Source organism: Bradyrhizobium sp. AUGA SZCCT0222 (assembly GCF_018130205.1).
GTDB lineage: Bacteria > Pseudomonadota > Alphaproteobacteria > Rhizobiales > Xanthobacteraceae > Bradyrhizobium.
In genome coordinates, this window is record NZ_JAFCLX010000031.1 from 1 (window position 1) to 19,684 (window position 19,684).

15 protein-coding genes are annotated in these 19,684 nt (G+C 60.1%); 8 read left to right on the plus strand and 7 right to left on the minus strand.

Annotated features, from left to right (window positions below; all coding sequences use genetic code 11):
- Positions 1-507 precede the first annotated feature (507 nt).
- Both JQ629_RS24335 and JQ629_RS24340 read right to left on the minus strand, forming a co-directional pair.
- On the minus strand, positions 508-801 hold the full coding sequence (locus JQ629_RS24335) for a GIY-YIG nuclease family protein (protein ID WP_212414802.1): 294 nt from the start codon (positions 799-801) through the stop codon (positions 508-510).
- A 162-nt stretch (positions 802-963) separates the two neighbouring features.
- A complete protein-coding gene (locus tag JQ629_RS24340; protein WP_212414803.1) occupies positions 964-2,244 on the minus strand; it encodes a T6SS phospholipase effector Tle1-like catalytic domain-containing protein in 1,281 nt (426 codons plus the stop codon).
- Between the two features lie 609 nt (positions 2,245-2,853).
- Between JQ629_RS24340 and JQ629_RS24345 the strand changes: the two genes are divergently transcribed.
- Entirely contained in the window at positions 2,854-6,906 is a 4,053-nt protein-coding gene (locus tag JQ629_RS24345) for a tetratricopeptide repeat protein (protein ID WP_212414804.1), read from the plus strand.
- Between the two features lie 148 nt (positions 6,907-7,054).
- On the opposite strand, the gene rpmB is transcribed toward JQ629_RS24345, so the two are convergent.
- Positions 7,055-7,363, minus strand: coding sequence for a 50S ribosomal protein L28 (rpmB, locus tag JQ629_RS24350; protein WP_192736494.1), 309 nt, complete (start codon positions 7,361-7,363; stop codon positions 7,055-7,057).
- 395 nt (positions 7,364-7,758) lie between these two features.
- On the opposite strand from rpmB, the gene JQ629_RS24355 reads away from it, so the two are divergent.
- From JQ629_RS24355 to JQ629_RS24385, 7 genes are all read left to right on the plus strand, one after another.
- Positions 7,759-8,571 (plus strand): DUF3108 domain-containing protein, encoded by an 813-nt coding sequence (locus tag JQ629_RS24355; RefSeq protein ID WP_502753283.1) that lies wholly within the window; start codon positions 7,759-7,761, stop codon positions 8,569-8,571.
- Positions 8,572-9,082: 511 nt separating this feature from the next.
- The gene (locus JQ629_RS24360) at positions 9,083-12,628 is read left to right on the plus strand and encodes a helicase-related protein (RefSeq protein WP_212414805.1); all 3,546 of its coding nucleotides are present in this window, start codon (positions 9,083-9,085) and stop codon (positions 12,626-12,628) included.
- Between the two features lie 99 nt (positions 12,629-12,727).
- Positions 12,728-12,997, plus strand: coding sequence for an RNA-binding S4 domain-containing protein (locus tag JQ629_RS24365; protein WP_212414806.1), 270 nt, complete (start codon positions 12,728-12,730; stop codon positions 12,995-12,997).
- 162 nt (positions 12,998-13,159) lie between these two features.
- Positions 13,160-13,498, plus strand: coding sequence for a ferredoxin FdxA (gene fdxA / locus JQ629_RS24370; protein ID WP_192736497.1), 339 nt, complete (start codon positions 13,160-13,162; stop codon positions 13,496-13,498).
- 437 nt (positions 13,499-13,935) lie between these two features.
- Positions 13,936-14,742: a CarD family transcriptional regulator gene (locus JQ629_RS24375; protein WP_212414807.1), complete on the plus strand. Its 807-nt coding sequence runs from the start codon at positions 13,936-13,938 to the stop codon at positions 14,740-14,742.
- Positions 14,743-15,098: 356 nt separating this feature from the next.
- Positions 15,099-15,554 (plus strand): host attachment family protein, encoded by a 456-nt coding sequence (locus tag JQ629_RS24380; protein WP_212414808.1) that lies wholly within the window; start codon positions 15,099-15,101, stop codon positions 15,552-15,554.
- 289 nt (positions 15,555-15,843) lie between these two features.
- Positions 15,844-16,137 carry a hypothetical protein gene (locus JQ629_RS24385; protein WP_212414809.1) on the plus strand — a complete coding sequence of 98 codons (294 nt, stop codon included), beginning with the start codon at positions 15,844-15,846 and terminating at the stop codon, positions 16,135-16,137.
- A 225-nt stretch (positions 16,138-16,362) separates the two neighbouring features.
- Here JQ629_RS24385 and JQ629_RS24390 read toward each other — a convergent pair whose 3' ends face one another.
- From JQ629_RS24390 to JQ629_RS24405, 4 genes are all read right to left on the minus strand, one after another.
- On the minus strand, positions 16,363-17,856 hold the full coding sequence (locus JQ629_RS24390) for a M48 family metalloprotease (protein WP_349631317.1): 1,494 nt from the start codon (positions 17,854-17,856) through the stop codon (positions 16,363-16,365).
- Positions 17,857-17,884: 28 nt separating this feature from the next.
- Positions 17,885-18,664: a thermonuclease family protein gene (locus JQ629_RS24395; protein ID WP_212414811.1), complete on the minus strand. Its 780-nt coding sequence runs from the start codon at positions 18,662-18,664 to the stop codon at positions 17,885-17,887.
- 123 nt (positions 18,665-18,787) lie between these two features.
- A complete protein-coding gene (locus tag JQ629_RS24400; protein ID WP_212414812.1) occupies positions 18,788-19,360 on the minus strand; it encodes a Fic/DOC family protein in 573 nt (190 codons plus the stop codon).
- A gap of 12 nt (positions 19,361-19,372) precedes the next feature.
- Positions 19,373-19,642: a hypothetical protein gene (locus tag JQ629_RS24405; protein ID WP_249135247.1), complete on the minus strand. Its 270-nt coding sequence runs from the start codon at positions 19,640-19,642 to the stop codon at positions 19,373-19,375.
- Positions 19,643-19,684 lie beyond the last annotated feature (42 nt).

Sequence of the window (19,684 nt, forward strand, 5' to 3'; positions counted from 1 at the left end):
CCCCTCGGAAGCGTTGGCTTCCGAAAGGCTTGACGCCGTTACGGGCGCCAGGACCACACGCTTTCACCGTACGCATCAGCCGCGACCGTCAATCGCAACATCAGCGTCCACCGCATCCCCGCCCCTCGTCATGACGACGGCCGACGCCCCTCTGAGTGGGACGGGATGGCTATTGATGTGCAGGTGATTTGGGGTGGAAGGGAAGAGAAATATTTTTGATTTTCGGAAATTTTGGACTTGACATGATTTCTGAAGATCAGAACTGATTTGCCCCGGCTTCGCCAAGGCTGCGCCGGGCGCGGCCGTCGTGTTGTTTTGTCGCAGTTTCTCGTCGTCCCGGCGAAGGCCGGGACCCATAACCACAGGATTTAGTGGTTTAGGCGAAGTCGTCGAACAACTTCTCTCAACACAAGCGCCGCGGCGTATGGGTCCCGGCCTTCGCCGGGACGACAACAAGAGTTGGGGCGACAACAAAAGCCGGAACGACGACACAAGACAGGACGACGACTAAAGCAGATGCGACAGATCGCTCCATTCAGGATTCTCTTCCTCGATCAACCGTACCTTCCAGTCGCGATGCCAGTTCTTCAACTGCTTCTCGCGCGCTATGGCTTCCTGCGGCGAGGCATACGTCTCCATGTAGACCAGGCGCGTAACGCCGTACTTCTTGACGAACTCCGACCCGCGTCCGGCGCGATGCATCGTGAGGCGGTTGCTGAGATCGTTGCAGACGCCGATGTAGAGCGTTCCGTGGCGGGCAGAGGCGAGGATGTAGACGTAGTAGGTGCGGGGCGTGGTCATGTGGTTACGAGCCCGGCCAGTGCAAATTGTCGTCCCGGCGAAGGCCGGGACCCATACGCCGTGTCGTTTGTGTTGAGAGACGCTGTTCGACGATTGTGCCCAAAATCCAATCCTGTGGTTATGGGTCCCGGCCTTCGCCGGGACGACGCAAGATGTTAGGCCTCACACCTCCGCCGGCATCTCCACCGCTTCCGCCTTCACCGGCATCGGCCACGTCTCGTACCTCTCCGGCAAATTCACCGGCCGATAATCCTTCACCTCGGCCATCCGCTTCGCCACCGACTCATGAATGACAGCGCCCTCCGGAATCACCCGCGGCTCCGCGTCCGGAATGTAGAACCCGAAATACACCTGCCGCTTCGGCCACTCCCGGTATTTCGCGCTCTTCGGCAAGAATTCGAGAAGCCACCACGCGCCAACAAGCGAATTATGCACCTCGCCGCGCACATCGGGCGCGACATAGGAGAACGGGCTTCCCTTCCGCGGAATGCCCCAGGCGAGCTGGTTGACGTTGGCGTGGTTGAACCTGAGGCCGGCTTTTTCGGCCTCGTCGATCATCCAGAGCAGCGGATATTTGGAGAGACCGGATTGCTTTTCCGGATAGCCGCCGCCGATATCGGCATGCACGCCTGAGAACCATACCTGCAAAATATCCTGCGGCGCGTCCTTCACGTCGTTGAAGCGGACCGACTTGTAGGTCTGCGGCGCGTCCCACTTCTTTAGCCGGAACATGCAGCGCCGCTCGTCGATCGAGATCGCCTGCCGGAAAATCTGCACGCTCGGGTTCTGCAGCGTCCAGGCCAGTTCCTCCAGACTCGGGAGATAGAACCGGTCGGGCCGCGGCACGATCACGCTCGCCACCGTATCCCAGACGCCGACGAATCGGATGGTGGGCCAGCGCGCCGAGGTGATGCGCGCGAACTGCGCGGCGTTGTCGAACGGCGAGGGCGGCTCGGCATCCTCGGCGGCGGCGGCGTCGACGCGCCCCCTGAATTTTTCGCGCAGCTTCGGCGCCTCGTCGCTGGAGAACGCCTTGTAGGCGATCAGGCCGCTGCCAGCCAGATTGGCCTGCTCTTCCGTGATCAGGCCGATCTTGTGGATCAGCCCCGCCAGCACCCGCACGGTGTAGGCGCCGCGGGAAAAGCCGAACAGGTAGATCTGGTCGCCCTCGCGCCAGTTCTGCACCAGGAAGCAATAGGCCGCCAGCACGTTGTCATCGAGCCCATAGCCGGTGGCCAGCCCCAGGATGGCGTTGAAATTCTGCCTGAGCCGGTGCCAGGTGTTCGGCCGTGCCAGCGTGCCGACGCCCGGATCGTAAAACACCAGCTGCCGCGGCTCGGTCTTCTCGGTCTTGCGCAGGCAGCGATAGAGCTTCAGCACATTGGAGATGTTTTCGGAGATCTCGTTGCCGGTGCCGTCGCAGCAGATGACGATGTTTCTCATGACAGACTCGCAGGCAATAGGCTGGTGTAACGCAACTTGGGAGAAATAGAGCTGCTCTGATGAAGGCTTTCCCGGGAGTTGCTTCAAGCGCCTGCCGTTAAAGGCGCCAGATATTTCGTTTGCTGGAGGCGTACAAAGCCTGCGCCGCGCGTGCTTGCATAGCCAAGCGTAAGGCATCTGCAAACCCATGCAAGTAGATGACCCATTGAGTACTTGTCCATAAGTATCTCAACCACTGGTTTTAGTAACTTCTCATCCTACAATCAATGTTGTACGATTCTTCAGCTTCAGCCGGCAAACTTGAATTGGGGCAGCCGAACATGCGGAACGAGCTTCCTAGCCCAGTGCATGACTTCATTCTGCAGATAGAAAAGAAGCATGGGACGAGGGTTGAGCTAAGAGAAGTCTTCCCCACCGGAAAGTCCACGGCATTTGTTGCGTTGGTGGATTGTTCAGGGAGCCATGACGGCGTCTACGTTCTCAAGGTCGATGCGATCCCGGCCGGCAGGACAGACTCGGCAGAAACAGGCGCTGAATGATGGAGCCTTCTCGGGTAAGCTTCCATTTCTTGTCCTAAGCGAAAGAGGCGACTCGCACTATTGTCTTTTGATGAAGCTTGCTGGCGGATCGCGCCTGACCTGGCGACCACTAGTGGCATCTCTTCGGCTGTTTCGTTCAGCTTACAGCAGGTTCGCAACGATTGCGTGGACTCCGCATCTGTTTGCGTTTGGACAACACCAATCCCCGCAGAATGCTGTTTCTGAAGCCGTGGGCTATAAGCTGACGCCGACAAAGGGGGGCCGGATTACAGCCAATATTTCATCTTTTCTCGGAGAGGATTTTCTTGTCCGAGCGCGGTTTGTTCATAACAATCGGATCCTGCCCAATCCATACTACTTTGCTGTATCGCCGAGCCTCATGTCCCCGCTCAGGCCTCTTTCGGGTCCGGTCCACGGTGATTGTCATTCGCAAAATCTGTTTATCAACGTGGGCCAAGATCCTTATGAGGTTGATGTACAGCTAGTCGATCTAGCAACTTATCAATCGAAATCTCTATTTTTTTTCGATCATGCTTATCTTGAACTGGCAACCATGCTCCGGCAAATGGACCAGCTCGGAGATCGCCGCTGGTTAGAATTTGTCCTCGCCCTTTCCCGCAATGCTTCCAGTCCCATGCTGGAGCCTGACGAGCGAGGTTGGGTGGAGGATATTCTCGAAGCTCGCCGAGATATGTTCGCGCTTGTCGCCAGAAACTACCCAGATCGGATGGACGATCTGAAGCTCCAATTTCTTCTCGCGCAAGTCGCTGCTGGTTTGGCTTTTCTCCATAAGATTCCGCGCGAAGGTAATAGTTCGGGCGGTCTTAGCGCGTCTCAATATCAGCAATCGTTTGTCTGGGCGGCTTCGTTCCTGAATCAATTTTTAGATTCGCTTTCGGTTTCAATCGAAAGCCTTTTCCCGTCTGAAACAGAAGTGCCGATTCTGGGGAAAGTCCTTCCGCCTGGTGGTACTACACCGGCGTCGGAGGAGTGGAGGAAAGTAAAGTACTTCGATTCCGATGGCTTCAATGTATTGGTTATCCCTAATTCACCTCAGTCTGTTCCGAAGGAGATTTCCTCACTTCCTTGGTCATTAATCATTGATTTTCGCGAACGCCCGCCCTCAGAAAATGAGATCCAGCTCAGCGGGCGTTTGTTCCGCCAAAGTTGGCCTGGACAGCAATTGCCAGACTTTAGACTCTTTGCGCGAGGCGGACTTTGGCATTTCGCAAACGGTCGGAGCGACATTTCGGGGGTAGAGCCGTCGCCAACACCGTCGGAATGGCGCCGCCGTTATCGACGCTCTCTCGACGACATCCTTACGGGCATTTCAGAAAGTGCATCGCCCGTTGAGGTCAGAGCCCTCATTTTGGCTAACGCATTTCCTTTTGATCAAATTAGGCTAGTTGCCGAGAGCCTTGATACCGCTTTTGGCGATACGCTTGCTCCCATCGTTGTAGTTTCTGATGACCCGCAAGGCGGCCAACTGGATGGAATACGGTCAATAAGATCGACTGTAGATGCTGCCGTGATCGTTCTCGACGGCGCGCGCGCCGCGGCCCCAACGCGAGACATCGATGTTGCGTTGCTGCCACGGCGGGAGGGCACGGCATTTTCGCTAGCCGAAATCCCACCAAACCTCCTGGCAAGAGTCAGTCGCGACCTTACGCTTCTGTTTCGGGCTCGTGCGCAAACCTTTCCACCTGGCCGAGTATTTGGTCGCGACTTTCGCCGCGGCATGCCGATTGAATGGGCCGAACTCGCTCAGAATCTCGATGTAGGGCGTAAGGCAGCCTTTGCACGCTACTACGACGAAATAGAGGAAGGCTTACGGGCATCAAGCAATCGAACGGTCAATCTGTTGCATGAACCAAGTGCAGGAGGAACTACTCTGGGACGGCGCCTTGCGTGGGAGTTCATGGAGCGCTATCCGGTCGTGTTGCTTGATCAAATCAGCTCCGATACCGCTTCCTACCTGCGGGATATATTTCAATTCTCATCCCTCCCTGTGTTGGTTCTCATGGAATCCGTTGTGGTGACAGAGAGCGAAAGAGAGGGCCTCCTGCGACAACTCCGAGAAGACAATACTCGTGCAGTCTTCTTGTGGGTCTCTCGGGCGTACGGATATCGCGAAAGCAAGGAAATTCTTTCAGGAAAGCTCGAGGATACGGAGGTGACTCTGTTTCGTGACGCTTATCTCGAGCAGGTGAATGATGATGCACGTCGCAAAGCCATCCAGCGACTGAGCAGTTCGTCGGAACTGCAAGAACAGCGCAATCCATTCTTCTTCGGGCTCACGGCTTTTGGGGAGAATTTTCTGGGAGCTGATCGCCTCGTTCAAGACGTTATCGATCAGGCTATGGATCCGATCGCAAAATCCCTGCTGATAGACCTTTGTTTAGTAAGTGTGTACTCCAATGACGGGTTCCCAATCTATGATTACGACGAGCTATGTGTCCGCTTTAATGAAAGTAAGTGGCCTGTCGCAAGAGAATCCCTCTTTCTGTTAACGACAGCCTCTCATGTTAAAGTCTCGCACGCCTTGCTGGCGGAGAAGGTGTTGGCCGCCCTATCAAGAGCTGATGGTCAATGGCGCGTTGATCTGTCTCTATTCTCAAGTACGTTACTCACTCATCTCGCATCCCTCACTCATAGGGTGTCCGATCGAATCGAAACTATAGTGCAAACTCTCTTCATTACGCGCGATATTGAAAGCGCGATTGAGGCAGACAATGACATTCAAACGGGCGGCATTGCGACACAACGAAGGTTTTCGCCCTTAATAAATGATCTCGGTAACGTGGCGCAGGCACGTACGATATTTCGTCGTGTCGTCCAGTTGTGGCCAAAAGGATCGCATTACGCAGCCCACCTTGCTCGCCATTTGCTCTATGAGGAGCCCAAGGAAGTCGAGGAAGCGGTAACGATTGCGACCGCCGTTGAGCGCACGTCTCGAGATGATGGAGATGCGGCACTCGTGCACGTGGTTGGTATGGCCTATCGAGTGCGGATGGAACAACGTTTGCGTGAGGCAAGCAACGAAGGGAGGGCTTTGCAATCGATCGAGGGCGACACGAGAAGTGATTTTCAAGCGGCTGTGGATGCGTTTACGCGGGCGACCGCGATGAAGCCTGGCAACGAATACGGACTTGTGGCGACAATTCAGACTGTAAGCACGCTACTACGCTTCGCAAGCGAACTTGCAAAAGCCACCTACCTTGGACAGTTCCTGCGGCAATCATCGCGTGGTTGGTATCTTGATGCGCTTGCTTTGGCGGAAGAGTCCATCGACGAGCTAAAGCGTCGCCCGCAGACTTCAATTCGCGCTCGGCGTGCAATTGCTGAGTGGGATCTTGTCTATGGAAAGATAGATAAGGTAATCAGCGATCTCCGCATCTTGGCATCTCGCTATGAGGATATGGCCGTACGCCGAGCGTTATGTTCTGCGATAATAGCGCGCGCTAAACACAACTGGAACTCAATAAGTCAAGGAGACCTGCAAACGATTGCGCTTATGATGGAGCGCAATATTCATCAGCAGGGGGTTCGTGACGCTGATGTTCGTCGATGGCTCAGCGCATATCGTCGCCTGCGCGGCTTTGATGTGAACATTGCTATCGAACGCCTGCTCGATTGGCATAACTTGAATCCTAGATCGGTTGATCCGGTCTTTTATTTGTATGTTTTCTATTTCCTTCGCTGGCTCCCGGCGCCCTCGCCTCGTGAAGGACTGGCTTTGCAAGTGAATGATTGGATCAAGAAATCTCAGGTTAACAGGCCGTTCGGAGAACGAGCTTGGTCATATGAATGGTTGAAACAGGAGGGGGCGCGCTTTCGTATAGCAAACTTTTCTGATCTTGATTTTGACCCGCCCTCGCTCATCCGTGCACCGGACAATCCTGATCGGAAGCGACTGGACGCTCAGCTTGGGCGGGTCGAAGGGACAATGCGGAACTACAGAGGTCCGCAGAACGCCACTCTTGATCTCGGTCAAAGTTTAATGGTCAGGATCACTCCCTTAGACAAGCTTTCAAAGGATGACGAGGGAAAGCGAATCTCAGCTTTCCTGTCATTTTCCTATGATGGCCTTGTGGGGTGGGACCCGATGCTAGCCCCACGTTGACAATTTATGTTTCGGGCTGCCGCCCAACGGGCTTTTCAGCGTCACTTGGAGAAACAAAAACGGCCGGGTCTTTCGACCCAGCCGTTAGAAATTCTTTGCTCGGAGAGAGCCCCTCTCCCCGCAAGAGCGGGGCGAGGGAGATTCGACTTTAGCTCGCCTTCTTCACGTATTCCGGCTTGCCGACCTTCTTCTGGATCGCGCGCTTGAGATCCAGCGCGCGGGGCGACAGCACGTCGGCCTTGGCCTTGAGCAGGTAGCCGTCGAGGCCGCCATTGTGGTCGACGCTCTTGAGCGCATTGGTCGAGACGCGCAGGCGCACGTTGCGGCCGAGCGCGTCGGAGATGAAGGTCACGTTGACCAGGTTCGGCAGGAAGCGCCGCTTGGTCTTGATGTTCGAGTGGCTCACCTTGTTACCCACCAGCGGGCCCTTGGCCGTCAGTTCGCAGCGCCGAGACATCGCACAAAATCCTCTTCCATCCCCGCAACAGCCGAGCGCACTATGGCGCCGCGCGGGGGTCCAAAATCATGTCCATTTCCAGGAACCGCGGACGTATAGGGCGGCAGGCCCTAGGCGTCAAGGTTTTGCGGGGTTTCGCTTAAGATTTTGCGTATCCCTGGGAAGACAGCATTGCCGGTTTGGAAGCCATTACAAGGGTTTAAGGATATCAAGACGTTAGGACCATATAAAGGGCGCAATCCCCGCCGACATCTCTGTTCCCCGCGGATTGAGCCACCGCGAGGGACCACCCACGCGTTGATTGCCGGATATTTTTGACTACATAAACCAGCGCTCGCGCCAGCAGGACCGTCAGTTACGTGACCACACGTGCCATTTCGCATCGTTTCGGCCTGGTGGGCAGTCTTGCGGCCGGCGCTCTGCTGTGGCTGGCGCCGCTGGAAGCCTCCGCGCAAGGGCGGCTCGATGCCCATTACGAGGCGTCGCTGGCGGGCATTCCCGTCGGCAAGGGCACCTGGACCATCGAAATCGGCGATGATGCGTTTTCCGCCTCCGCGCAGGGCGGTTCCACCGGCCTGCTGCAGGCGTTTTCGGGCGGCAAGGGTTCCGGCGCCTCGCAAGGCCGCGTCGTGGGTGGCGCGCTGGTCGCCAACGCCTATACCGCGACCACCACGAGTTCGAAGAAATCCGAGACCGTCCGCCTCGTGATCGCCAACGGCGGGGTGAAGGATTTTTCCATCGATCCGGAACCGCCTGTCGATCCCGACCGCATCGTCGTCACCGAAGCGCATCGCAAAAACGTGCTCGATCCGATGACGGGCGCGATGATCCGCGTGCCCGGAACGGCCGATCCGCTGTCGCCGGAGGCCTGCCGCACCGGCACCGGCATCTTCGACGGCCGGCTGCGCTATGACCTCAAGCTCGACTACAAGCGCATGGAAAATGTGAAGGCCGAGCGCGGCTATCATGGGCCGGCCGTGGTCTGTTCCGTCTATTTCACGCCGATCGCGGGCTATATCCCCGATCGGCCCGTGATCAAGCACCTCGCCGCCCAGCGCAACATCGAGATCGCCTTCGTGCCGATCGCGGGCACCCGCATCCTGGTTCCATTCCGCATGACGATCCCGACCCCGTTCGGCCCCGCGATGCTGGAAGCCACGAGTTTTGTCACAACGGCGGCGCCGCCAAGGGTGGCGAAGACGCAGTAATCGCTGTCGTCCCGGCGAAGGCCGGGACCCATAACCACAGGCATTCATTGTTGCAGCAGTTGCAACTTCGACCGGCTCAAACGGCACGGCCGCGGCGTATGGGTCCCGGCCTTCGCCGGGACGACAAGAGACCCAAGGAATCCCATTGACTCTTCGCCGCTTCTGATTCGACTCCGAACCCTCTCAACCTTTAAGGAATTCGCGTGAAAACCCCGCCTTGTGGAGCCAAGGCAAACTTGATCTAGTGCCGCATCATGAGCGCTAACGCTGGATGTTGCGGTGAACGAAGCCAGTTTAAGTAAGAGTCAGCGATTCGGGCGCGATTCGTTCTAGACTCGTTCCAGAGCTTAAGCCGCGACCGCATCACCGTCGCAAACTGACACACAAACCGACGATTTCCGTCATTGCGAGGAGCGAAGCGACGAAGCAATCCATACTTCCTTGGTAGCGCGATGGATTGCTTCGCTTCGCTCGCAATGACGGCGAAAAATCAAAGAAACACCTGCAAATTATGGCTTTCTCCTACTCGTCCACGTTTGGACATGAACGGGCTCCCGGCGCCGGCGTTACCGCGGTGCTGGGGCCGACCAACACCGGCAAGACGCATCTCGCCATCGAGCGGATGCTCGGGCATTCGTCGGGGATCATCGGCCTGCCGCTGCGGCTGCTCGCGCGCGAGGTCTACAACAAGATCGCCGCGCGCGCCGGTGCAGATAGCGTTGCGCTGATCACCGGCGAGGAGAAGATCAAGCCGAAGAACCCGCGCTACTGGGTGTCGACGGTGGAAGCGATGCCGCGCGACATCGACGTGTCGTTCCTCGCGGTCGATGAAATCCAGATCGCGGCGGATCTCGAACGCGGGCATGTCTTCACCGATCGCATCCTGCACCGCCGCGGCCGCGACGAGACGCTGCTGCTGGGGGCAGCGACGATGCGGCCCATTATCGAGCGGCTGCTGCCGGGCGCGTCGATCGTGACGCGTCCCAGATTGTCGCAGCTCGAATTCGCCGGCGACCGCAAGATCACGCGCCAACCGAGAAGGACCGCGATCGTCGCGTTCTCGGCTGACGAAGTCTACGCCATTGCGGAGTTGATCCGCCGCCAGCATGGCGGTGCGGCTGTCGTGCTGGGCTCGCTGTCACCGCGCACACGCAATGCGCAGGTCGAGATGTTCCAGAACGGCGATGTCGATTATCTCGTCGCCACCGACGCCGTCGGCATGGGCCTCAACCTCGACGTCGATCACGTGGCGTTTGCGTCCGACCGCAAATACGACGGCTACCAGTTCCGCCGCTTGAACCCGTCGGAGTTTGCACAGATCGCGGGCCGTGCCGGCCGCGCCACGCGCAACGGCACCTTCGGCACCACGGGCCGCTGCGCGCCGTTCGAGCCGGAACTGGTGAACGCGCTGCAGAACCACACGTTCGACAGCGTCAAAATGCTGCAGTGGCGCAATTCCAAGCTGGATTTCGCCTCGCTCGGCAGTTTGCAGGTCTCGCTGGCGCTCTCGCCGCAGCACGAAGTGCTGACCCGCGCGCCAATTGCGGAGGATCTGCGCGTGCTCGATCATGCGGCACGCGACGCCGAGGTGCGGGAAATGGCCCACGGGCCATCAGCCGTGGAACGGCTGTGGGACGCCTGCCAGATCCCGGATTATCGGCGCCTGGCGCCCGCCGCCCATGCCGAACTCGTGACCACGCTGTACGGATTCCTGATGAAAAAGGGCCGGATTCCCGACGAATGGTTCGCGGCCCAGGTCGACCAGGCCGACCGCGTCACCGGCGATATCGACACGCTGTCGGGCCGGATCGCGCAAATCCGCACCTGGACCTTCGTCGCCAACCGGCCGGACTGGCTGGGTGACCCCGATCACTGGCAGGGGATCACGCGCGAGGTCGAAAATAAATTGTCCGATGCGCTGCATGAACGGCTAACGGAGCGTTTCGTTGACCGCCGTACCAGTGTATTGATGCGCCGCCTGCGGGAGAACAGTGTTTTGAATACGGAAATCGGCAAGACCGGCGAAGTGATCGTTGAAGGCCATGTGATCGGCCGCCTCGACGGATTCACCTTTGCACCAGATGCGGCGGAGGCCGGAAGCGACGCCAAGGCGTTGCAGGCGGCAGCACAGCAGGTGCTGGCCGGCGAGATCGACACGCGCGCCGAAAAGCTTAGCGCTGCGCCCGACGACGCCTTCGTGCTGACCTCCGACGGCACCATCCGCTGGACCGGCGATGCGGTGGCAAAGCTCGTCGCCGCCGACGACGCGCTGCATCCGCGGCTGCGCATCATTTCCGACGATCGCCTCAATGGCGCGGCGCGCGAAGCCGTGCAGACGCGGCTCGATTTGTGGCTCAAAACGCATATCGAGAAATTGCTGGGCCCGCTGTTCGGGCTTGCCAAGGCCGAGGACATCACCGGCATCGCGCGCGGCATCGCATTCCAGTTGATCGAGGCGCTCGGCGTGCTCGAGCGTTCAAAGATCACCGCCGAGATGAAGGATCTCGACCAGCCCTCGCGCGCGACGCTGCGCAAATACGGCGTCCGCTTCGGCGCCTATCACATCTATTTCCCGGGCCTGTTGAAGCCCGCGGCGCGCTCGCTCGCCTCGCTGCTGTGGGCCGAGAAGCAGGACAATGTCGATATGTCGGCGCTGTCGGGTGCGCAGCATCTGGCGAGTAGCGGCCGCACCTCGTTCGCGGTCGACAAGGCGCTGGCGCGCGATGCCTATCGCGTGCTCGGCTATCGCCAGTGCGGCGAGCGCGCGGTGCGCGTCGATATTCTGGAGCGTCTTGCCGATCTGATCCGTCCCGCTTTGGCCTGGCGCGAAAGTTCGCCGGGCGAAAAGCCCGCCGGCGCGTTCGATGGCCGCAGCTTTGTGGTGACGCAGGCGATGACCTCGCTGACGGGATCAGCCGGCGAAGATTTCGCCTCGATCCTGCGCGCGCTCGGCTATCGTTCCGAGCGCCGCGCGCCGCTGCCGCCGAAGCCGGTCGCGGCGACTGAGCCGATCGTTGCAGCGGAAGCCGCGCCGGTTGAGGGCACTGATGCTGTGACCGATGCGGCCGCGCCGACCGAAGCCACCGCAGACGCGCCGGTGGAAGCGTCGGCAGAAGCGCCAGTCGAAGCTGCTGACGAGACCGCGGCCCAGCCGGTCTCCGGCGACCCCGCGCCATCGGCCGCCTTGCTGCCCGAGGTCACCCTGGCGCCGGCGCCGGCCGAAGCGCCCGCGGTGGAAGCTGAACCTGTTGTCGAAGCCGCCGCAGAGCCTGCGCCGGCCGAAGCACCGGTCGTGGAAGCGCCAGTCGCTGCGTCCGAAGTGGCCGCCGCGCCTGAAGAAGCGCCTGCCGCTGAAGCCACGACCGAAACCGTCGCCAGCGACGCCGCCCCGGCGGACGCTGCACCAACAGAAGCTGCCGCTGAGCCCGATGCGCCTGTCGTGCCCGAGATGGTGGAAGTCTGGCGGCCCGGTGGCCGTTCGGAAGAACGCCGTCCACACCACGACCGCAACCGCCAGCGTCATCACGGGCGCCCGCAGAACAGGAGCGCCGACGTTGCTGCGCCCGCGGCGGCTGCCGCCGGTGAAGGCGGCGAGGCTGCAGCGCCCGGACGCGAGCAGCGTCATCGCCGCGGCCGCCGTCACAACGAGTTCCGCAAGCCGCGCGAGGGCGCACCCGCTGATGCCAACGCCACGCCGCCGGCAGAGGGCGCACCGCAGGAAGCGCGTGCCGACAGCCGTCCGCCGCGCGAGCGCTTTGAAGGCAAGGGCCGCGACAATGACAACCGCCGCGACAACAAGGGCGGTGGTCGTCCGGAGAAATTCGGCGGCGATCGCAACAAGGGTGACCGCAACAAGGGCGGTGGGCGCGATAAAGGTGGCCGCGATTTCGGTGGGCGTGACAAGGGCGGCCGCGACAAGCGCGACTCTGGTCCGTCGCATCGGCAATACGCCACCAGCGCCGCGCCGCGCGAGCGCGACCGGCCGATCGATCCCAATTCGCCATTTGCAAAACTGGCGGCGCTGAAGGAACAGCTCGCCGGCAACAAGGATCGCTAGATTTATTTTTTGACGCGTTTTCTTCACGCGAACCGGTACCCATCCCGCATCAAGTGCGGGACAGGCTTCGCTTGAAAACGCTACGTTCGAGCAGGTTGATTGGAGCGACAGCGTCTCGATAAATGGCTGTGGCATGCGCGGGTGGTGAAGGCCCGCACGAGTGCTGCCGCATTGGTCGAAGCCGGCCACGTCCGCATCAACGGCGTGCGCGAGAAGGCTCCGGGACATGCCGTGAAGCTCGGCGACGTCGTCACCATCGGGCTCGACAATTCGGTGCGGGTGCTGAAGGTAGCCGGCTTCTCCGAGCGGCGGGGCGATGCCGCGGCTGCGCGCGTGCTGTACGAGGATTTGCAGAACCGCAGGGAATGACTATCTGCAAACGAGCCCGTCGGGCGCTTGAAGACCCAAGCTCTCCGGCGCTGTGCCCTGCTTGTCGTTGCCTTGCTCTTCCCTTGCGGCTGCGCAGTTCATGCGCTACGCAAACCCCGGAAAAACTTGATCGTTTCGGAGCCAATTCTTTCGGAGTTATGGATGACTTACGTCGTCACTGATGCCTGCATCAAATGCAAATATACCGACTGCGTAGAGGTCTGCCCCGTGGACTGCTTCTACGAGGGCGAGAACATGCTGGTCATCCATCCCGACGAGTGCATCGACTGTGGCGTCTGCGAACCCGAATGTCCCGCCGACGCCATCAAGCCGGACACCGAGCCGGGCCTGGAGAAGTGGCTCGAGGTCAACACCGAATACGCCAAGGCCTGGCCCAACATCACCCAGAAGAAGGACCAGCCGCCCGACGCGAAAGAATTCGAGGGTGTGGAAGGCAAGTTCGAGAAATATTTTTCCAAGGAACCCGGTAGCGGGGACTGATTCGGATCGCCCCTTCGAGACCAGTTGAGACCGCTCCGGACCTAATTTGAACCTAATTCGGAGCCGCCAGACCCATACACAGCCTGCCGATTTAACCTTGTTGACGGACTTATGACCGAAAGGTCCCTGAGAAGGTCCGAAACAGGGCGTAAATCATTGATTTTTGCGGAAAATGTGCTATATTGGGCACATTACAAGCCGGATCCGGCCTTGCGTAACTTTGGCCCTCCCGGTGGTTCCGTAAAAAACATCGAACAGGGGCGTGGCAGTTCCGCGCGCAGGCTGTGTCACAGAAAACGCGTAAAAAGAGTGTTTCAAAGACTTCGAAAAAAGCCGCCGCGGCCAGCCGCAGCGCAACCAAAGGCCGTGCCAAGGCGTCTGTAAAGGAAGCCAAGAAGGCTGCAGCCACAAAGTCCTCGAAAAACAAAAGAAGCTCAATGCCAGATAAGACTGCAAAAACCGCCGCGAAAGCGACGGCTTCGAAGGCCACTGCCTCGAAGGTCGCCGCCAAGACTGCCCCCAAAGCTGCCGCTGTTGCTCCCAAGGCTGCCGTTGCTGCGCCCAAGGCCGCTGTTGTGGCTCCGAAGGCCGCCGTGGTGGCCCCGAAGGCTGCCGCCCCGCGCGTGGAGGAGCCGAAGAAGGTCGTGACCCAGCGTCAGGGCTTCAAGGCCAATGAATTCGTGGTCTATCCCGCTCACGGTGTCGGCCAGATCCTGGCGATCGAGGAGCAGGAGATCGCAGGCGCCAAGCTTGAGCTGTTCGTGATCAATTTCATGAAGGACAAGATGACGCTGCGGGTGCCGACCGCCAAGGTCGCCAATGTCGGCATGCGCAAGCTGTCCGATCCGGCGCTGGTCAAGAAGGCCCTCGAGACGCTCAAAGGCCGCGCGCGCGTAAAACGCACGATGTGGTCGCGCCGAGCGCAGGAATACGAAGCAAAGATCAATTCGGGCGACATCGTTGCGATCGCCGAAGTGGTGCGCGATCTCTATCGCTCGGAATCGCAGCCCGAACAGTCCTACAGCGAACGCCAGCTCTATGAAGCGGCGCTCGATCGCCTGTCGCGCGAAATCGCCGTCGTCCAGCATTCGACGGAGACCGAAGCGGTCAAGGAAATCGAGAGCCAGCTCGCCAAGAGCCCGCGCCGCGGCGCCAAGACCGAAGCCGGCAGCGAAGCTGACGGTGAAGGTGATGAAGCCGATGCCGACGGTGACGATGCTGCCGTTGCGGACGAGGCGGCGTAAGCTGCGCTTCACAGGTTGAATTGCGAAAAGCCCGGTCGAGAGACCGGGCTTTTTGTTTTGAGGCGATATCTAACCCCACGTCGTCCCCGCGAAGGCGGGGACCCATAACCACGAATATGCGTAGTTAGAATCCGCTGTAGCTCCAGCGTCGTGCAGACAACCAACATCGGTGGTTATGGGTCCCGGATCGCGCTCGCTACGCTCGCTTGTCCGGGACGACGGAGATCTTACGCAGTCTGCGGTGCAGATCTATCGCGTGCGCATTTGACGCGATGTCGATGCCGACGCCGGCATCTCCTTGCGGAAACCTATCTTGGCTCTGGCGTTGTCAATCAACGCAACTGATTGGAGCAAGAATGGCTACGGAACTCACACCGCAAGTTCCCCATAACGCGCTTATCCTGGTCGGCGACGGTCAAAAGGCGCTCTTCCTGCGCAACAAAGGCACCGCGCATCAAGTCCACCTTGTCGTCGAACGCATTATCGAGCGCGACAATCCGCCGACCCGCGAGCAGGGTACCGATCGTCCGGGGCGATCCAATGGAAGTGTTGGTGTGGCCCGGAGCGCCATGGAAGAAACAGATTGGCACCACATTGCCGAGGAGAGGTTTGCCGGCGAGCTGGCCGACGCGCTGTATCGCCATGCCCATGCCAATCTTTTCGAGAAGCTTGTCATCATCGCCCCGCCGAAAGTGCTGGGCAATCTTCGCAAGGCCCTCCACGCGGAGGTCATCGCGCGCGTGATCGCGGAAATTCCAAAGGAACTGACGTCGCATCCGGTTGCCGAAATCGAGCGGCTTGTCGCTGCTTGAGCCGCTTGCACCGTATTCGGCAGGCTCGCGATCAGGAGCGAACGTGTCCTGGAAATTTACCGTGAGAAGCCGGAACGTTTTCAGGGCGGATTCATTCGAGGCATGTGGCCGGCAACATTCAGAGCTTTGGCTGCACCCCGATCCACGATCGCACGCCCGGGAACGAATTGGATTTGCCTTGCCCTTGCCTTGGGCTTGTCCGATGCACGCGGGAACAGACAGGAGGGGAACACACCCAGACAGGGCAGAATCCCGCACCAACAAAATCGCGCACCAGATGGAGCAGATCATGAAGTTGAGCTCGACACAGGTTAAACAAACCCTGAGCCAGTTCCAGGCCGAGGTTCTTCCCGACGATCATCCGGCGGTCCCCCAGCTGAACAATTTGTTCGGGAACCACACGTTCTTTCTGGATAACCGCGGCCTCAAGGTTCTCGAACCTACCGGCGCGCCGGAGACCGAGGCTCAAAGCGGCGAAGTCGTCAGTCTGGCCGACTGGAGCGATGCGACGCTCACCAGTCTGAGGCCGCATGAACCGGAAATGACGGGTTTGGTCGTGGTGCTTGAGCCGAGCAGGCACTGAGGCGCAATTGTCCTCGTGACGGCAAACTATCCGTCGTCCCGGACAAGCGAAGCGCGATCCGGGACCCATAGCCACCGATGCGCATGGTTGTATCCGCTGGAGCAACAGCGTCGTGCAACAATGTACATCGGTGGTTATGGGTCCCGGCCTTCGCCGGGACGACGATTAAGAAGAGACCAGCCCCCAGACGCGCAATTGCGCATCGGAGATGACGCGCTTCGCGCGTCAATCCACCACGATCTTGACGCGGTCGCGGGTCTTGACCTGGGCGTTGGCGTCGAGGCCGTTGAGGATGCGGAAGCGCTGGGCCGGGCGGTCGACGCCGGCCATGCGGTGCGAGAGCGATTCCACGGTGTCGCCGGGCTGCACGGTGATGACTTTGATGCGCAACGGACGTGCCGCCTGAATCTCCTCGAGCGTCAGGCGGCGGAACGAGTTGACGGTCTCGCGCGCGTTGCGCTCGCTTTCGGTGGTCTTCTGCTTGGCGGCAAAAATGAAGCGGTAGACGTCGCTGCCGAAGCGCAGCGCGTAGACCTTGAACTGCCACTGGTCGCCACTCGCAGAGGCCGACGCCGCCGGGAAGCCGTTGATGGTGAGGTCCTCGGTCGAAGCCTTCTCGACGCCTTCCATCCAGCCGGAATTGAGGTAATCGCCGAGCGTCTGCTCGGCCGGCACCCGCACCACGTCGAAGCGCATCGCCTGCGAGCCGCCCTCGCGGACGCCGATCACGGCCTGCGCGGTGTTGTCGAGCGTGAACGTGTCGGGAGCGGCAAAGCTGAAACCGAGCTTGGGATGCAGGAAGCGCCGCCCGCGCACAAAACCTTCGCTGGGGTCTTCGCCATAGACGATGTTGTCGATCGCGGCGAGATAAGTCTCGCGGTCGCGCTCGCCGCCTTCCGGCGACGAGAATTGCCGGGCCGAGTTCTGCGCATTCTGCACGCGCTCCGGAGTTGCCGGGTGCGAAGATAAAAAGTCCTGCGCGCGGGGATCGAGCGAGGTCTTGCCGGCCTTCAGCGCCGCGTTGCGCTCCATCGCGCTCAGGAAGCGCGAGGCGCCATAGGGATCGAAATGCGCGCGCGCCGAAATGCCGACGCCGATGCCGTCGGCCTCGAACTCCTGGGCGCGGGAGAAGCTTGCCATCGTCAGTTTTGTTTTCGCGAGCGCCAGCGCGGTCAGATCCGGATCGTTGCTCATGTCGGTGACGACGCGGGTGACGACGGCGGCCTGCCTTGCCTTGTCGTCGCGGATCGAGGCGTGCTTGGCCAGCACATGCGCCATTTCGTGGCTCAGCACCGAGGACAATTCCGAGGTGTCGCTGGCGAGCGCGATCAGGCCGCGCGTCACATAGAGCTGGCCGGTCGGCAGAGCGAACGCGTTGACCGCGCCGGAATTCAGGATTGTCACGCGATAGGCCTGGTCGGGACGGTCGGAGGCCGCGACGAGCCGGTCGACGGTTTTGCTGATCAGCGCTTCCAGCTTTGGATCGTCATAGGCGCCGCCATAGGAGGAGAGGATGCGCTCATGCTCGCGCTCGCTCGCCGGCGTCTGTGCTACGGTGCGGTTCGGCTTGGCGGGCGACGTGGCCGTCGGCGCTGCTGTCTCGAACTTGCCGCCGACACTGCCGCAGGCCGCCAGCGTCAAAGCAGCGCACAGCACGGCCGGCGCAGCCAAAAGGCGGCGGCCTGTACTTCCCTCGCGCCATCCCGAACGCTTCGTCACGTCAGCCCACTCTTCTCTTCCGAACGAGCTAATTCCCGCCGAGTACTTCAATCTGTCCCACCCGGAGCACGTCGATCCGTGGCCCACCCCGCGCCTCGACATAGCCGCGGACACGAATCCGTCGATTTTCGAAGGACTTAGGCGACAGCCCGGCCGCCTCGAACGCCGGCATCATGCGCCTTGAAATAGTCACAGCAAAGTCCCGTGTCCAGTTCCGGCCAAAATTCAGATAGGTCGTTGCCCCTGCCTGCCGCACGGACAAAACCTTGCCCTCGACCACCGAAAAGCGCCCAATCCCGGCCAAAATATCGCCGGGACTTTCCGCGTTTTTTATGGCCGCCGGATCGGCCCAGGTTCCTCTTTTAGCCCGCCGCGCCTCGGCCTCGGCGGCCGCCAGTTCCGCGGCGCAGTCCTTGTCGGCCATTTCGGTCGAAACCAGCGCCTCGCCACGGCGCAGCAGCTCGCTTTGTACCGGCGTCTCGGAACCCGGCAGGAATACGAAGGCGGACTGGCGGCCATAACGGTCCGGCGCGTCGTCGCCGCTGCGCAGCGTCACGTCGCGCCCGGTGACGATCGATGCCAGGGCTGCCGCGCCGTTCGCCTTGTCCGTGACTGACGGCACGATGCCGGCGAGGCGGATTTCGCGGCCGTCATCGAGGCGAAAGCTGCGCGCGTCGATCACGGCGACGACGCGGCCTTCGCCCTGCGGTTCGAACGCGCAGCCGGCTGATATGGCGGGCGTGGAGGCGAACAGGAATATCAGGCAGGCCGCGACCCATGATCCGCAACGCAATGCCTGATGGGTCATACCGGTGCTATTGGTCCCGGCCTGTTTCTGTATGCTGCGTCCCAATTGCTATCCGAAAATATGACCCATGTGCCGGGAAGGGGTTGCTGGGGTGAGAGCCTGTGAAGGAGAGAGTATTTTCGTTTAGGTGATAAGCTCCCTGATCACGCGGGACAGTTCTTTCTCGTCGCCCGCGAAGCTCTCGATCATGGCCTTGAGCATCAATTCGGGGTCAAGCTTTTCGAGGTCAAGTGGATGGCTGGCGTTGTCGGCCAGCAGAGCAAAGAAAGTCAGCTGGGTACGGCCGTTGCCTTCGCGGAACGCGTGAATCGCGTTCAACTCGGACAGGAAATGCGCAGCCCGGGTTGAGAAATCATCGAATTCAAGGTTTTCAAGAAAGTTGACCGCCTTCAGTTCGGCAAACAGCTTCGCTGCCTGAGCTTCAATGTGCTCGGGAAAACAGAACGGATTTCCCTGCTTCGAGATACGCACTGTTCGGGGCTTGCCTGCCCAGTCGTAAACATCCTGAAACAGATGGTGGTGGACGGCGCAGAAATGCGCAAAATCTAGCTTGCCCTCGGGCAGGGGCTCTTCCGATCGCGCGTTGGAGATCTCGGCCTCGTAAGCATCCAGTTGATCCCGGTCGCGCAGATCGAGCTTATTTACGAGAACCGTCGAGTTTTCGTAGGTGTAGGGATCGTCGATCGCGTCATACATACCGTGGGGTGCTCAGCCCTTGCGATACGAACGCACAATGGTCTGGCGATATTCCTCCGCCGACAATCCCTTTCGCTCCGCGTCGGCTGCCCTTTTTTTCATGGCTGGGGTCAGCCGAATGCCCTCGACGGCGCTGATCTTGCCGAAGCTGTCGCGGCCAAGGACAAAGCCGCCCTTTTTCTTGGTCTTCGGATCTGGTTGCTTCGTTTTCGGCATGTTCGAAACATAGCATATTCCGATCCGGTTCGCATCACCTCCATTCCGCTTAACGGAAAAACGCATGCGAGGCGCGCTCCGCGCGCGCCTTGCCGCTGTGGGTGCCAT

Coding starts and splice junctions, on each gene's coding strand:
- JQ629_RS24335 (WP_212414802.1), bottom strand. CDS start 801: ATGACCACGCCCCGCACCTACTACGTCTACATCCTCGCCTCTGCCCGC.
- JQ629_RS24340 (WP_212414803.1), bottom strand. CDS start 2,244: ATGAGAAACATCGTCATCTGCTGCGACGGCACCGGCAACGAGATCTCC.
- JQ629_RS24345 (WP_212414804.1), top strand. CDS start 2,854: ATGAAGCTTGCTGGCGGATCGCGCCTGACCTGGCGACCACTAGTGGCA.
- rpmB (WP_192736494.1), bottom strand. CDS start 7,363: ATGTCTCGGCGCTGCGAACTGACGGCCAAGGGCCCGCTGGTGGGTAAC.
- JQ629_RS24360 (WP_212414805.1), top strand. CDS start 9,083: ATGGCTTTCTCCTACTCGTCCACGTTTGGACATGAACGGGCTCCCGGC.
- fdxA (WP_192736497.1), top strand. CDS start 13,160: ATGACTTACGTCGTCACTGATGCCTGCATCAAATGCAAATATACCGAC.
- JQ629_RS24375 (WP_212414807.1), top strand. CDS start 13,936: ATGCCAGATAAGACTGCAAAAACCGCCGCGAAAGCGACGGCTTCGAAG.
- JQ629_RS24380 (WP_212414808.1), top strand. CDS start 15,099: ATGGCTACGGAACTCACACCGCAAGTTCCCCATAACGCGCTTATCCTG.
- JQ629_RS24385 (WP_212414809.1), top strand. CDS start 15,844: ATGAAGTTGAGCTCGACACAGGTTAAACAAACCCTGAGCCAGTTCCAG.
- JQ629_RS24395 (WP_212414811.1), bottom strand. CDS start 18,664: ATGACCCATCAGGCATTGCGTTGCGGATCATGGGTCGCGGCCTGCCTG.
- JQ629_RS24400 (WP_212414812.1), bottom strand. CDS start 19,360: ATGTATGACGCGATCGACGATCCCTACACCTACGAAAACTCGACGGTT.
- JQ629_RS24405 (WP_249135247.1), bottom strand. CDS start 19,642: ATGCGTTTTTCCGTTAAGCGGAATGGAGGTGATGCGAACCGGATCGGA.